Here is a 13,748-nt window from a genome sequence, read left to right as displayed (position 1 = left end):
CCTCGGCCCCTTAGTGAGCGGCTTCCGCGTGGCTCATGTCCATGCCTTCCATCCCTTCATGCGCTGCGTGCTCGCCTGCCGGTTGGGACATGTTCATGTTTGTGTCGTGAGACATAAATTTGCCCGTAATAGCCTTAAACAAATCCGGTTTCACGCTGGAGAAGTACTCCACCTTGTTGTATTCACTCGGTGCAGCCACTTTCTCGAATGCCGCCATGTCATCCATGGTGTTCGCAGACTGTTTCGCTTTCGCGACCCACTGGTCGAACGCGGCACGATCCGGCGTCGCAATGGCTTTGAACTTCATACCAGAGAAGCCCGGGCCACTGTAGCTGGCGGAAATACCGTCATAGATACCCGGCTCGTTCGCGATCAGGTGCAGGTTAGTCTGCATACCGGCCATCGCGTAGATCTGGCTACCCAGACGCGGGATGAAGAAGGAGTTCATCACGGAGTTCGAGGTCACTTTGAACTGCACCGGAACGTTCGCCGGGAAAGCGATTTCGTTAACGGTAGCAATGCCCTGTTCCGGATAGATGAAGAACCATTTCCAGTCCAGAGAAACCACTTCAATAGTGATAGGCTTCTCGTCATGGGCTAACGGTTTGCTTGGTTCAAGTGCGTGCGTGGTTTTCCACGTCAGTACGGCGAGGAAAAGAATGATCAGGATAGGAACCGTCCAGACCACAGCTTCCACTTTATTGGAGTGTGACCAGTTCGGGCTATACTTCGCATCTTTATTATTCGCACGGTACTTCCAGGCGAAACCAACTGCCATCAAGATGGCGGGAATAACGACAATCAACATCAGGCCGAAAGCCGTCAGTATGAGCGAACGTTGCTCCAGTCCTATCTGTCCTTTGGGGTCAAGAAGTGCAGAATCACAACCACTGAGTAAAACCGTGCCTGCGATTAATGACAACCATCCCAAACTTTTATTGTATTTCCTGAGTCTCATGTAACGACCTCAATTCCACGGGGTTTGGTGGCGCTTAAAGCGTGTGGGTATTTTACGGGAAAGTTACATTACTGTAAATGCGAATGGCTCTCTGTCAGTTATCTGTTACTGGGTTCTGCCGTTGATGTCACATATGTTGCCAATTGTGTCTATTTTTCAGGCAGATCGCCCGTTTGGCGGGCGTTATAACGAAAGGGGGATAAAAGGGTGATATGAAATGTCAATTGGTATAACCATTGTCAATAATATACAAATAATTAACAATTAATCATCAAAACAGCGACAAATCAGTAAAGGAAAAATAATAGAACAGATGCTGAATCGGTTAACGAAATAAACTACTTTTTATTGGTTCCAGTAATTTCCAGAATTCTAAAAAGCACGAAACAACAAATTATCCAGTTGGTTCATGGCGAGCCCAAAATAATTACCTACGGTGACTACTCTGGGCTCACGGGATTTGCGCTGTGCTACATCTGATGCGTTTTACGTAGTGCAAGATAATCGAGCACGCAACCGACCAGAATTCCCGCGATGGCAATCAATGCCCCGGCTTCCAGAACGGCGGCTAAGAAGGAAAATGATGCCAGCTCCAGTGCATCAATTATCAGCATGATCAGCCATGCGCCTAATATCAGCGCGCCGATAAGCAACAGACGCAGGGCAAAGCGATAACCTCCGCTGTAGGTGCTGCGCGGCATAAACTGCTCGGTTTGCTGGGTATATTCCAGCGTCCGGCGGCAGACGAGCAGCAGTAAAATCCCCGGGACGGCGGCGACAACCGAGAACAGATAGAATGTCGGCCAGCCGTGCGCTTCAACGAACCAACCGGCGATGGGGCCAACGTAGACGCGTCCCACCGCAGAAAGTGCCGATAACAGAGCGAACTGGGTGGCTGAGAATGACTTGTTACAGAGAGTCATCAGCAGTGCAACAAACGCCGCGGTGCCCATTCCGCCGCAGAGGTTTTCGAAGAAGACTGCCGCGCCCATCGAGATGAGATGTTTATCGGTCACCGACAGTAACCAGTAACCAGCGTTGGATGCGCCCTGCAGGATGCCGAAAATCAGCAGCGCGCGGAACAACGTTAAACGCTGCATTAACACCCCGCCGTACAACGCGCCGAGAATCGTGGCGAACAGACCAAGCGTTTTGTTCACCATCCCAACTTCTCCGGCATCAAAACCGACGCCGCGAATCAAAAAGGTGGTGGTCAGACTCATGGCGAAGGCATCGCCCAGCTTGTACATCACGATCAACAACAAAATCAGCCACGCATTGTTGCGGCCAAAGAAATCTTTTAACGGTGCGACGACTGCCTGTTCAAGGCTGCGTGGCACAGGAATAACATCGCTGGGCTCCGGTGCGAGAAGGGTAGCGATAATACACGGCACCAGCAGCGCCGCCATCAGCCAGTACATACCCTGCCAGCCAAGATACTTGTCAGCCAGCCACAGGGCGAGGCCGCCGGAAACCAGCATCCCCAGGCGATAACCCAGCACGCTGATCGCTGCACCTGCGCCGCGCTCTTCCGCAGGCAGGACATCGGTTTTCCAGGCGTCGAAGACAATATCCTGCGAAGCGGAGCAGAAGGCGATCACGACCGCCAGCGCCGCCATCCAGCGCAGCTGCGAGGCGGGATCCAGGAAGCCCATCGCGGCAATGGCGATCAACAGTAAACATTGCGTGGTCAGGAGCCAGCCGCGACGGCGGCCCAGGAACGGCGGCGTATAGCGATCCATCACCGGCGACCAGAGAAACTTAAAGACGTAAGCCTGACCAACGAGAGAGAAGAAGCCGATCGTTTTCAGATCGATGTTTTCAACGGTCATCCACGCCTGCAACGTCCCGGAGGTAAGTGCAAGAGGTAAACCGGAGGCGAAACCAAGAATCAGCAGAATGGCCGATTTCGGTTGTTGGAAAATACGTAAATAATGGCTGGACATGTTCTTATAGCACTGACCCGACGTGAAGTCGGGTCAGCTTAAGTGGGATTAACGCGCGTTTTGCTTGATAAAGTCGTGGACGCTGGTGTCCTGAGACATATCTGCGATGGTATCGGTCAATACGCTGTTTACTGCATTAGCGATATTTTTGTTCGATGCCTGGAAAGCCCCTTCTACGGAGTAGCTGGCGCGATAGTTTTTAGTCATCTTATTGCCGTTCTTCGCGGTTGCGATGATGGCAATGTCCGCTTTGGTGGAGATGTTGTAACGCACGTTGCCCTGTGAAACATCCGCGTACAGGTTGCTGACGATGATCTGCAGGTCGACCGCGCCGTTAGGCCCAATCATATAACCGCGCGCGGTCATCTGTTTTTCCAGCACTTCCTGTAACAGGAAGCGCAGGTCGCGAGAGGCCGTCAGGGTGACCTGCTGGTTATCGCGGGTGACTTTGGCCAGCGCCTGATCCTGACGCTGGTCGGCGCCGTTGATGCTGACGGTAACGCCCATCAGGCTAGGATCCTGCTGTGGCAGGGTCATCTTAGGTGACACGTCAATGGTGGTCGGCGGTGTGGCGCAACCTGCCAGCATAAACAGTGCTACTAAGGGAAAGAGGATTTTTTTTAACATGTTCAGGCTCTCAAACGCATTGTTTACTGAAAATTCCCGCCATCATATCATCGCCAACGGCAAGGGGAAGTAGGCAATGCATGTAAATTCATCGTGTTGTGCGTTTTATAGCCTTATGCCGCAACAATGTTGGCGGCGGCGGGGCGTATAAGGCATGAGAAGGCAGTTAACTTCATTGGTTTGTACCTTTACATCAGACAAACGCTAATTTTTTGTTGTTTTTGTGTAATGGAAACGGTAAAAGCGGCTAACATTTAAAGGGATAGACGGCATCTCAACGTTGTCGGAGGAGTAACTTCATGATGATACGTGAACATATAGAAGAAAAATTACGGGCCGCGTTTGAACCTGTGTTCCTCGAAGTGACGGATGAGAGCTATCGTCACAACGTACCTGCGGGTTCGGAAAGCCACTTCAAAGTGGTGCTGGTCAGCGATCGTTTCACCGGTGAACGTTTTCTCAATCGCCATCGCATGATTTATGGCACCCTGGCGGAGGAGCTGGCTTCCACGGTGCACGCCCTGGCGTTGCACACCTACACGCATAAAGAGTGGGAGGGGTTACAGGATACTGTCGTCGCATCACCGCCTTGTCGTGGCGCGGGAAGTCTCGCCTAGAAAAGGCATTTGCAACGAACGGAACTTTTCCAGTATGTTGCGTACAGATTTATGAGAAAACGGCCTGCGGGCCGTTTTGTTTTGTCTGAAAAATGGACAACTTTGACCTTTTTAAGACAAAAATTCGCCGGGAATTGTGAAAAAAGCCGCATCCAGGCATAACAACCGTTCTCGACTCATATCAGTGATGTCGCTATAATGCGCGTCTTATTTTTCGGAATGTCTTCGGGATGATTCTGGCGACACGGAATGTGAATCTGATTTAAAGAGGACATCCCGGTATTGCGAGGCAAAACTCAGAGTTGACCGAGCACTGTGAATTTTTTGAGGTAACAAGATGCAAGTTTCAGTTGAAACCACTCAGGGCCTTGGCCGCCGCGTAACGATTACTATCCCTGCTGACAGCATCGAAACTGCTGTAAAAAGCGAGCTGGTCAACGTAGCGAAAAAAGTACGCATTGACGGCTTCCGTAAGGGCAAAGTACCAATGAATGTTGTTGCTCAGCGTTATGGCGCATCTGTTCGCCAGGACGTGCTGGGCGACCTGATGAGCCGCAACTTCGTTGATGCGATCATCAAAGAGAAAATCAACCCGGCTGGCGCACCGAACTACGTTCCGGGCGAATACAAACTGGGCGAAGACTTCACCTACGCGGTTGAATTCGAAGTGTATCCGGAAGTTGAGCTGAAAGGCCTGGAAGCTATCGAAGTTGAAAAACCGGTTGTTGAAGTGACCGAAGCCGACGTTGACGGCATGCTGGATACCCTGCGTAAACAGCAGGCGAACTGGAAAGATAAAGACGGCGCAGTTGACGCTGAAGACCGTGTTACCGTTGACTTCACCGGTTCTGTAGATGGCGAAGAGTTCGAAGGCGGCAAAGCGACTGATTTCGTACTGGCAATGGGTCAGGGTCGTATGATCCCAGGCTTCGAAGACGGTATCAAAGGTCACAAAGCGGGTGAAGAGTTCACCATCGATGTCACCTTCCCGGAAGAGTACCACGCTGAAAACCTGAAAGGTAAAGCGGCGAAATTCGTTATCAACCTGAAAAAAGTTGAAGAACGTGAGCTGCCTGAACTGACTGAAGAATTCATCAAACGTTTCGGCGTTGAAGATGGTTCTGTTGAAGGTCTGCGCGCAGAAGTGCGTAAAAACATGGAACGTGAGCTGAAAGGCGCTGTACGTAACCGTGTTAAAACTCAGGCGATTGAAGGTCTGGTAAAAGCGAACGAAATCGACGTTCCGGCAGCTCTGATTGACAGCGAAATCGACGTTCTGCGTCGCCAGGCTGCTCAGCGTTTCGGTGGCAACCAGCAACAAGCGATGGAACTGCCGCGTGAACTGTTCGAAGAACAGGCTAAACGTCGCGTCGTCGTGGGTCTGCTGCTGGGCGAAGTGATTCGCACCAACGAACTGAAAGCTGATGAAGCTCGTGTTGCAACACTGATCGAAGAAATGGCGTCTGCCTACGAAGATCCGAAAGAAGTGATCGAGTTCTACAGCAAAAACAAAGAACTGATGGAAAATATGCGCAGCGTCGCTCTGGAAGAACAGGCTGTTGAAGCGGTTCTGGAAAAAGCGAAAGTGTCTGAAAAAGCAACTTCCTTCAACGAACTGATGAACCAGCAGGCGTAATTTCGCTTCCTGCGTTTAAAGTTTGAGCAAAAACCCGTTGCCTTCTGGCAGCGGGTTTTTTTTATCGCACTGATAGACAGCGTAAGCGTGATAAAACACAGTTTCGGTGTTAGCGTAACGGCAAAATATTGTTATGCTTGAAATAGGGTGGATTCATCCCCATAAAAGGGGAAGTATTAGCTGCGATGGCTGGTAAACCGTCCACAAGGTACAATCAGTGCAGCAGGTTTCATTTTTTTATCCAGGAGACGGAAATGTCATACAGTGGCGAACGAGATAACTTTGCACCCCATATGGCCCTGGTGCCGATGGTCATCGAACAGACCTCCCGCGGTGAACGTTCTTTTGATATCTACTCCCGTCTTCTTAAGGAGCGCGTTATCTTTCTGACCGGCCAGGTGGAAGACCACATGGCGAACCTGATCGTGGCGCAGATGCTGTTTCTGGAAGCGGAAAACCCGGAAAAAGATATTTACCTGTACATTAACTCCCCAGGCGGCGTCATCACCGCCGGGATGTCGATTTATGACACCATGCAGTTCATCAAGCCTGACGTGAGCACTATTTGTATGGGCCAGGCGGCGTCCATGGGCGCATTCCTGCTAACCGCAGGGGCGAAGGGTAAGCGTTTCTGTCTGCCTAACTCACGCGTTATGATTCACCAGCCGCTGGGTGGCTATCAGGGGCAGGCGACGGATATTGAAATCCATGCTCGCGAAATCCTGAAAGTGAAAGGGCGCATGAATGAACTTATGGCTCACCACACGGGTCAATCTCTTGAGCAGATCGAACGCGACACCGAACGCGATCGCTTCTTGTCTGCTTCAGAGGCGGTAGAGTACGGCCTGGTCGACTCCATCCTGACCCATCGTAATTGATGCCCAGAGCGTGAGTGTGCCGCTATACTATGTATGGGCGGCACAACGCTTGCGAAGCGGCTTGCGCTTGAGAATGGCATTTGCGTCGTCATATGCGGCACAAAGAACTTAAAAAGAGGTTTTGACTCATGACAGATAAACGCAAAGATGGTTCGGGCAAACTGTTGTATTGCTCTTTTTGCGGCAAAAGCCAGCACGAAGTGCGTAAGCTGATCGCCGGGCCGTCAGTGTATATCTGCGACGAATGTGTTGATTTGTGTAACGACATCATTCGCGAAGAGATTAAAGAAGTGGCGCCGCATCGTGAACGTAGTGCATTGCCGACGCCACATGAAATTCGCCATCACCTGGATGACTACGTCATCGGTCAGGAACAGGCGAAAAAGGTTCTGGCTGTAGCGGTGTATAACCACTACAAACGTCTGCGCAACGGTGATACCAGCAACGGCGTAGAGCTGGGCAAAAGTAACATTCTGCTGATTGGCCCGACCGGCTCCGGTAAAACGCTGCTGGCTGAGACGCTGGCGCGCCTGCTGGACGTACCGTTCACCATGGCAGACGCCACCACCCTGACCGAAGCCGGTTATGTGGGTGAGGACGTCGAAAACATCATTCAGAAGCTGCTGCAGAAATGCGATTACGATGTACAGAAAGCCCAGCGCGGCATTGTCTACATCGATGAAATCGATAAGATTTCTCGTAAATCTGACAACCCGTCTATCACCCGTGATGTATCGGGCGAAGGCGTACAGCAGGCGTTGCTGAAACTGATTGAAGGCACCGTGGCTGCCGTTCCACCGCAGGGTGGGCGTAAACATCCGCAGCAGGAGTTCTTGCAGGTTGATACCTCCAAAATCCTGTTTATCTGCGGTGGCGCATTTGCGGGCCTCGATAAAGTTATCGCTAACCGTGTAGAAACAGGTTCCGGTATCGGCTTCGGCGCGACCGTGAAATCGAAAACCGATAAAGCCAGCGAAGGCGAACTGCTGACGCAGGTTGAGCCGGAAGATTTGATCAAATTTGGTCTGATCCCGGAATTTATTGGTCGTCTGCCGGTGGTTGCAACACTGAATGAGCTGAGCGAAGAAGCGCTGATTCAGATCCTGAAAGAGCCGAAAAATGCCCTGACCAAACAGTATCAGGCGTTGTTCAATCTGGAAGGTGTGGATCTCGAATTCCGCGATGAAGCGCTCGACGCCATTGCCAAGAAAGCGATGATCCGTAAAACCGGTGCGCGTGGTCTGCGCTCTATCGTCGAAGCTGCGCTGCTCGATACCATGTACGATCTGCCTTCCATGGAAGACGTCGAAAAAGTGGTTATCGATGAGTCGGTCATTGGCGGTCAGAGCAAGCCACTGCTGATTTACGGTAAGCCGGAAGCGCAGCAAGCCTCTGGTGAATAATTCGCCAATTCATACAATCAGTTAATCAAAAAGGGGGGATTTTATCTCCCCTTTTATTTTTCCGTAATCATGGCGTTGAATGTGTGGAATACATCCCCATATACTGACATACATGTTAATGATGGCATGACGCACACTTGTGTCATCTGATTACCTGGCGGACATTAAACTAAGAGAGAGCTCTATGAATCCTGAGCGTTCTGAACGCATTGAAATCCCCGTATTGCCGTTGCGCGATGTGGTGGTTTATCCGCACATGGTCATACCCTTGTTTGTAGGGCGGGAAAAATCTATCCGTTGCCTTGAAGCCGCCATGGATCATGATAAAAAAATCATGTTGGTTGCGCAGAAAGAAGCATCAACGGATGAGCCGGGTGTAAACGATCTTTTCACCGTCGGGACCGTGGCCTCTATTTTGCAAATGCTGAAGCTGCCAGATGGCACCGTAAAAGTGCTGGTTGAAGGCTTGCAGCGTGCGCGTATCACCACGTTGTCGGATAACGGGGAACACTTTTCGGCAAAAGCGGAATATCTGGAATCACCGGATATCGACGAACGCGAGCAGGAAGTGCTGGTTCGTACCGCGATTAGCCAGTTTGAAGGCTACATCAAGCTAAACAAAAAAATCCCACCAGAAGTGCTGACGTCGCTGAACAGCATCGACGACCCTGCACGTCTGGCTGACACCATCGCTGCGCACATGCCGCTGAAACTGGCGGACAAACAGTCTGTGCTCGAAATGTCCGACATCAACGAACGCCTTGAATATCTGATGGCGATGATGGAGTCGGAAATCGATCTGCTGCAGGTTGAGAAACGCATTCGCAACCGCGTCAAAAAGCAGATGGAAAAATCTCAGCGTGAGTACTATCTGAACGAGCAAATGAAAGCTATTCAGAAAGAACTCGGTGAGATGGACGACGCGCCAGACGAAAACGAAGCGCTGAAGCGTAAGATCGACGCGGCGAAAATGCCGAAAGAGGCGAAAGAGAAAACCGAAGCCGAACTGCAGAAGCTGAAAATGATGTCACCGATGTCAGCCGAAGCGACCGTGGTTCGTGGGTATATCGACTGGATGGTGCAGGTGCCGTGGAATGCGCGTAGCAAGGTCAAAAAAGACCTTCGTCAGGCGCAGGAAATCCTGGATACCGACCACTACGGCCTTGAACGTGTGAAAGACCGTATCCTTGAGTATCTTGCGGTTCAAAGCCGTGTGAACAAAATCAAAGGCCCGATTCTGTGCCTGGTTGGGCCGCCGGGGGTGGGTAAAACCTCGCTGGGTCAATCTATCGCCAAAGCGACTGGACGTAAGTACATTCGTATGGCGCTGGGCGGCGTGCGTGACGAAGCGGAAATTCGCGGTCACCGTCGTACCTACATCGGCTCCATGCCGGGTAAATTGATTCAGAAAATGGCGAAAGTGGGCGTTAAAAACCCGCTGTTCCTGCTCGATGAAATTGACAAAATGTCGTCCGATATGCGCGGCGATCCGGCGTCTGCTTTGTTAGAAGTGCTGGATCCAGAGCAGAACGTGGCGTTCAGCGATCACTATCTGGAAGTGGATTACGATCTCAGCGACGTGATGTTCGTTGCGACCTCGAACTCCATGAACATTCCGGCACCGCTGCTGGACCGTATGGAAGTGATTCGTCTCTCCGGTTATACCGAAGACGAGAAACTGAACATTGCCAAACAGCACCTGCTGCCGAAGCAAATCGAACGTAACGCCCTGAAAAAAGGCGAACTGACGGTTGATGACAGCGCGATTGTCGGCATCATTCGTTACTACACCCGTGAAGCGGGCGTGCGTAGCCTTGAGCGTGAAATCTCGAAACTGTGCCGTAAAGCGGTGAAACAGCTGCTGCTGGATAAATCCCTGAAGCACATCGACATTAACGGCGACAACCTGCACGATTACCTCGGCGTTCAACGCTTCGATTACGGTCGTGCGGATGACGAAAACCGTGTTGGTCAGGTGACTGGCCTGGCATGGACGGAAGTGGGTGGCGATCTGCTGACCATCGAAACCGCGTGTGTGCCGGGTAAAGGTAAATTGACCTATACCGGTTCCCTGGGCGAAGTCATGCAGGAATCTATTCAGGCTGCGCTGACCGTGGTACGCGCGCGTGCAGAAAAACTGGGTATCAACCCGGATTTCTACGAAAAACGCGACATCCACGTTCACGTGCCGGAAGGGGCAACGCCGAAAGATGGCCCGAGCGCTGGTATCGCCATGTGTACTGCACTGGTTTCTTGTCTGACGGGCAACCCGGTTCGTGCCGATGTGGCAATGACAGGGGAAATCACGCTGCGTGGCCTGGTGCTGCCGATTGGTGGTCTGAAGGAAAAACTGCTGGCAGCACACCGCGGTGGTATTAAGACGGTTCTGATTCCTGATGAGAATAAGCGCGATCTGGAAGAGATTCCGGACAACGTTCTGGCCGATCTTGATATTCATCCGGTGAAACGTATCGAGGAAGTTCTGGCCCTTGCGCTGCAAAATGAGCCCACTGGCATGCAGGTTGTAACCGCAAAATAGTGACCTCGCGCAAAGAGCGTCAATAAAAACAGGGCTGGCAGGTGAAAACACACTTGCCAGCCTTTTTTTGTCTCGCTACTTTAAGACCCTGACAGGGCTGTTATCGACAACTATTGTTGTAAGGGCATGACAGTCCTGATATAACTGCTGCGCGTTGCACCGTGAAGGATTCAGGTGCGATATAAATAATAAAGAGAGGAAGAGAACAGTGAATAAATCTCAACTGATTGACAAAATTGCTGCGGGTGCGGATATCTCCAAAGCTGCGGCTGGACGTGCGTTAGACGCTTTAATTGCTTCTGTTACTGAATCTCTGCAATCCGGGGATGATGTTGCGCTGGTAGGTTTTGGTACTTTTGCCGTTAAAGAGCGTGCTGCCCGTACTGGCCGCAACCCGCAAACTGGTAAAGAGATCACCATCGCTGCAGCGAAAGTACCAGCGTTCCGTGCAGGTAAAGCACTGAAAGACGCGGTAAACTGATCGTTTTCCCGTTTGGGAATGTGAAACAGTACAAGGGCGCATCGAACGATGTGCCTTTTTTTATGTCCAAAATGTCACTTTCTGCGAGTTTCTACGCGTTTCGGGCTGACAACGGCCCCGTTTTCTTGTCAAAATACGGCCTCACGCGCAGCGGTCGAGACGTGCTATGCTGCACGAGGTATTTGCTCTGAATTTGCCGGGTTGTCAGCAACCTGCGGCAGGACGGGTATAAAAGTCACCTACAGCGGAGTGTTGTTACACCATGATGGACAATTTACGCACGGCAGCCAATAGCGTCGTGCTCAAGGTAATTTTCGGTATCATTATTGTGTCGTTCATTTTGACCGGCGTAAGTGGCTATCTGATCGGCGGCGGCAACAACTATGCCGCGAAGGTGAATGGCCAGGAAATCAGCCGCGGTCAGTTTGAAAACGCTGTTGCCAGCGAACGTAACCGTATGCAGCAGCAGATGGGCGATCAATTCTCCGAACTGGCGGCGAACGAAAATTACATCAAAACGATGCGTCAGCAGGTGCTGAGCCGCCTGGTGGATGAAGCGCTGCTCGACCAATACGCCAAAGAGCTGGGCCTCGGCATTAGCGATGAACAGGTGCGCAAAGCGATCTTCGCCACCCCGGCCTTCCAGAACGAAGGTAAATTCGATAACGCCCGCTACAACGCGCTGGTGAATCAAATGGGTATGACCGCCGATCAATACGCGCAGGCGCTGCGTAACCAGCTGACCACTAACCAGCTGATTAGCGCCGTTGCCGGAACTGATTTTATGCTGCCAGGTGAAACCGACCAACTGGCTGCGCTGGTTTCCCAGCAGCGTGTGGTGCGTGAAGCCACCATTGACGTTAACGCGCTGGCGGCAAAGCAGCAGGTTAGCGATCAGGACGTTGCCAGCTACTACGAACAGAATAAAGGTCAGTTTGTTGCGCCGGAGCAGTTCCGCGTAACTTACATCAAGCTTGATGCGGCGAGTATGCCGTCTTCCGCGTCTGAAGAGGATGTACAGGCTTACTATGACCAGCACAAGGATGAGTTCACTCAGCCTGAGCGTAAACGTTACAGCATCATCCAGACGAAAACCGAAGCCGATGCCAAAGCTATCCTTGATGAGCTGAACAACGGCGGCGACTTTGCAGCGATTGCGAAAGAGAAATCCACCGACGTTATCTCTAAACGTAACGGCGGCGATATGGGCTGGATGGACGATTCCGCCACCGTACCGGAACTGAAAGACGCGGGCCTGAAAGAGAAAGGTCAGTTGTCTGGCGTAATCAAATCTTCCGTGGGCTTCCTGATTGCCCGTCTGGACGATGTTCAGCCGGAACAGGTGAAACCACTGGCGGATGTTCATGCGCAAATCGCTGACAAAGTGAAACAGGAAAAAGCGCTGGACGCTTATTATGCGCTGCAACAGAAAGTGAGTGATGCTGCCAGCAGCGACAACGACTCTCTGGCGAGCGCAGAGCAGGTTGCGGGCGTCAAAGCGGCGGTGACCGGCTGGTTTGGTCACGATAACGTCCCGGCTGAATTGAACTTCAAACCGGTTACTGATGCTATCTTCAACGGCGGTTTGGTGGGCGAAAACGGCGCGCCGGGTAACAACTCCGATATCATCACCGTCGATGGCGATCGTGCTTTCGTGCTGCGTGTCGCTGAGCACAAAGCGGAAACCGTGAAACCGCTGGATGAAGTGAAAGCGCAGGTGACCGATATCGTTAAGCACAACAAAGCGGAACAGCAGGCGAAACTCGATGCTGAAAAACTGCTGGCTGCGCTGAAAGACGGTAAAGGGGACGATGCGATGAAAGCCGCTGGTCTGCACTTTGGCGAAGCCAAAACCCTGAGCCGTACCGGTCAGGATCCGCTGAGCCAGGCAACCTTCGCTTTGCCGTTACCTAAGCCGGGTAAACCAAGCTTTGGTATGGGCAACGACATGCAGGGCAACGTGGTTCTGCTGGCGCTGGACGAAGTGAAAGCGGGTGAAATGCCGGAAGCGCAGAAGAAAGCGATGGTTCAGGGTATCACCCAGAACAACGCGCAAATTGCGTTTGAAGCATTGATGAGCAACCTGCGTAAAGCAGCGAAGATTAAGATGGGCGACATTGTCGACCAGCAACAATAATCGGAACCTTCCTCGCATTAATTTGTAATGCGATGCACACCTCAAAGGCCGCTTTCGCGGCCTTTTCCACATTTGAAATCTGCCTTTTGAATTGTTTTTCGCACCTCGCTATGGTGGCTTCGCTATCAATCAACAAGGAGAAATCAGTATGAAACGTGGAATCAAAATGCTGGCGATTGCCGCAGTCATGTCTTGCATGGGGATGAGTTTAAGCGCACAGGCAGCTTCCACTGCCGGGGCAAAACCGACAGCGACGCAAAGCGCGCAGGCCAGCTCCGAACCAACGAAAGCGGTGCCTGCTGTGAAAACCGATGATGAGGGTGGCAGTAAAGTCAGCATCAACTCGGCCTCGGCGGAAGAACTGGCGCAGGCAATGAACGGGGTGGGGCTTAAGAAAGCGCAGGCAATTGTCAGCTATCGCGAAGAGTACGGCCCGTTCAAAACGGTGGATGACCTGAAGCAGGTGCCGGGAATGGGCAACGCGCTGGTGGAACGTAATTTGAGCCATCTCACGCTTTAATTGCTT

Annotated in this window: 11 protein-coding genes; 8 read left to right on the top strand and 3 right to left on the bottom strand. The window is 51.8% G+C overall.

Annotated elements, in window-relative coordinates; genetic code table 11:
- Positions 1-10: 10 nt before the first annotated feature.
- The 3 genes from cyoA to ACOXYR_RS16055 all read right to left on the bottom strand — a co-directional run bounded on the left by cyoA (position 11) and on the right by ACOXYR_RS16055 (position 3,531).
- Positions 11-958 (bottom strand): cytochrome o ubiquinol oxidase subunit II, encoded by a 948-nt coding sequence (gene cyoA, locus ACOXYR_RS16065; RefSeq protein ID WP_108474839.1) that lies wholly within the window; start codon positions 956-958, stop codon positions 11-13.
- Between the two features lie 470 nt (positions 959-1,428).
- Positions 1,429-2,904 carry a muropeptide MFS transporter AmpG gene (gene ampG, locus ACOXYR_RS16060; RefSeq protein WP_421355837.1) on the bottom strand — a complete coding sequence of 492 codons (1,476 nt, stop codon included), beginning with the start codon at positions 2,902-2,904 and terminating at the stop codon, positions 1,429-1,431.
- Positions 2,905-2,952: 48 nt separating this feature from the next.
- Entirely contained in the window at positions 2,953-3,531 is a 579-nt protein-coding gene (locus ACOXYR_RS16055; protein WP_108474841.1) for a lipoprotein, read from the bottom strand.
- 299 nt (positions 3,532-3,830) lie between these two features.
- On the opposite strand from ACOXYR_RS16055, the gene bolA reads away from it, so the two are divergent.
- From bolA to ACOXYR_RS16015, 8 genes are all read left to right on the top strand, one after another.
- Complete coding sequence (gene bolA, locus ACOXYR_RS16050) at positions 3,831-4,148, top strand: transcriptional regulator BolA (protein WP_108474842.1); 318 nt, start codon at positions 3,831-3,833, stop codon at positions 4,146-4,148.
- Between the two features lie 337 nt (positions 4,149-4,485).
- Positions 4,486-5,784 carry a trigger factor gene (gene tig / locus ACOXYR_RS16045; protein ID WP_421355838.1) on the top strand — a complete coding sequence of 433 codons (1,299 nt, stop codon included), beginning with the start codon at positions 4,486-4,488 and terminating at the stop codon, positions 5,782-5,784.
- Positions 5,785-6,038: 254 nt separating this feature from the next.
- Positions 6,039-6,662 carry an ATP-dependent Clp endopeptidase proteolytic subunit ClpP gene (gene clpP, locus ACOXYR_RS16040; RefSeq protein ID WP_003021624.1) on the top strand — a complete coding sequence of 208 codons (624 nt, stop codon included), beginning with the start codon at positions 6,039-6,041 and terminating at the stop codon, positions 6,660-6,662.
- 128 nt (positions 6,663-6,790) lie between these two features.
- Complete coding sequence (gene clpX / locus ACOXYR_RS16035; protein WP_015965568.1) at positions 6,791-8,065, top strand: ATP-dependent protease ATP-binding subunit ClpX; 1,275 nt, start codon at positions 6,791-6,793, stop codon at positions 8,063-8,065.
- A 184-nt stretch (positions 8,066-8,249) separates the two neighbouring features.
- Entirely contained in the window at positions 8,250-10,604 is a 2,355-nt protein-coding gene (gene lon, locus ACOXYR_RS16030; protein ID WP_108474845.1) for an endopeptidase La, read from the top strand.
- Positions 10,605-10,812: 208 nt separating this feature from the next.
- Entirely contained in the window at positions 10,813-11,085 is a 273-nt protein-coding gene (gene hupB / locus ACOXYR_RS16025; protein ID WP_015965566.1) for a nucleoid-associated protein HU-beta, read from the top strand.
- 262 nt (positions 11,086-11,347) lie between these two features.
- Entirely contained in the window at positions 11,348-13,222 is a 1,875-nt protein-coding gene (ppiD, locus tag ACOXYR_RS16020; protein WP_108474846.1) for a peptidylprolyl isomerase, read from the top strand.
- 148 nt (positions 13,223-13,370) lie between these two features.
- Positions 13,371-13,742 carry a helix-hairpin-helix domain-containing protein gene (locus ACOXYR_RS16015; RefSeq protein WP_421355839.1) on the top strand — a complete coding sequence of 124 codons (372 nt, stop codon included), beginning with the start codon at positions 13,371-13,373 and terminating at the stop codon, positions 13,740-13,742.
- The last annotated feature ends 6 nt before the right edge of the window (positions 13,743-13,748 follow it).

Source organism: Pseudocitrobacter faecalis (assembly GCF_965231525.1).
In the GTDB taxonomy this organism is placed as follows: domain Bacteria; phylum Pseudomonadota; class Gammaproteobacteria; order Enterobacterales; family Enterobacteriaceae; genus Pseudocitrobacter; species Pseudocitrobacter faecalis.
Note: the sequence above shows the minus strand (reverse complement) of the source record. Positions and strands in the feature narration are given on the sequence as shown.

Excerpts from the sequence above, each read along its gene's own strand:
- cyoA (WP_108474839.1), bottom strand. The coding sequence starts at position 958 with ATGAGACTCAGGAAATACAATAAAAGTTTGGGATGGTTGTCATTAATC.
- ampG (WP_421355837.1), bottom strand. The coding sequence starts at position 2,904 with ATGTCCAGCCATTATTTACGTATTTTCCAACAACCGAAATCGGCCATT.
- ACOXYR_RS16055 (WP_108474841.1), bottom strand. The coding sequence starts at position 3,531 with ATGTTAAAAAAAATCCTCTTTCCCTTAGTAGCACTGTTTATGCTGGCA.
- bolA (WP_108474842.1), top strand. The coding sequence starts at position 3,831 with ATGATGATACGTGAACATATAGAAGAAAAATTACGGGCCGCGTTTGAA.
- tig (WP_421355838.1), top strand. The coding sequence starts at position 4,486 with ATGCAAGTTTCAGTTGAAACCACTCAGGGCCTTGGCCGCCGCGTAACG.
- clpP (WP_003021624.1), top strand. The coding sequence starts at position 6,039 with ATGTCATACAGTGGCGAACGAGATAACTTTGCACCCCATATGGCCCTG.
- clpX (WP_015965568.1), top strand. The coding sequence starts at position 6,791 with ATGACAGATAAACGCAAAGATGGTTCGGGCAAACTGTTGTATTGCTCT.
- lon (WP_108474845.1), top strand. The coding sequence starts at position 8,250 with ATGAATCCTGAGCGTTCTGAACGCATTGAAATCCCCGTATTGCCGTTG.
- ppiD (WP_108474846.1), top strand. The coding sequence starts at position 11,348 with ATGATGGACAATTTACGCACGGCAGCCAATAGCGTCGTGCTCAAGGTA.
- ACOXYR_RS16015 (WP_421355839.1), top strand. The coding sequence starts at position 13,371 with ATGAAACGTGGAATCAAAATGCTGGCGATTGCCGCAGTCATGTCTTGC.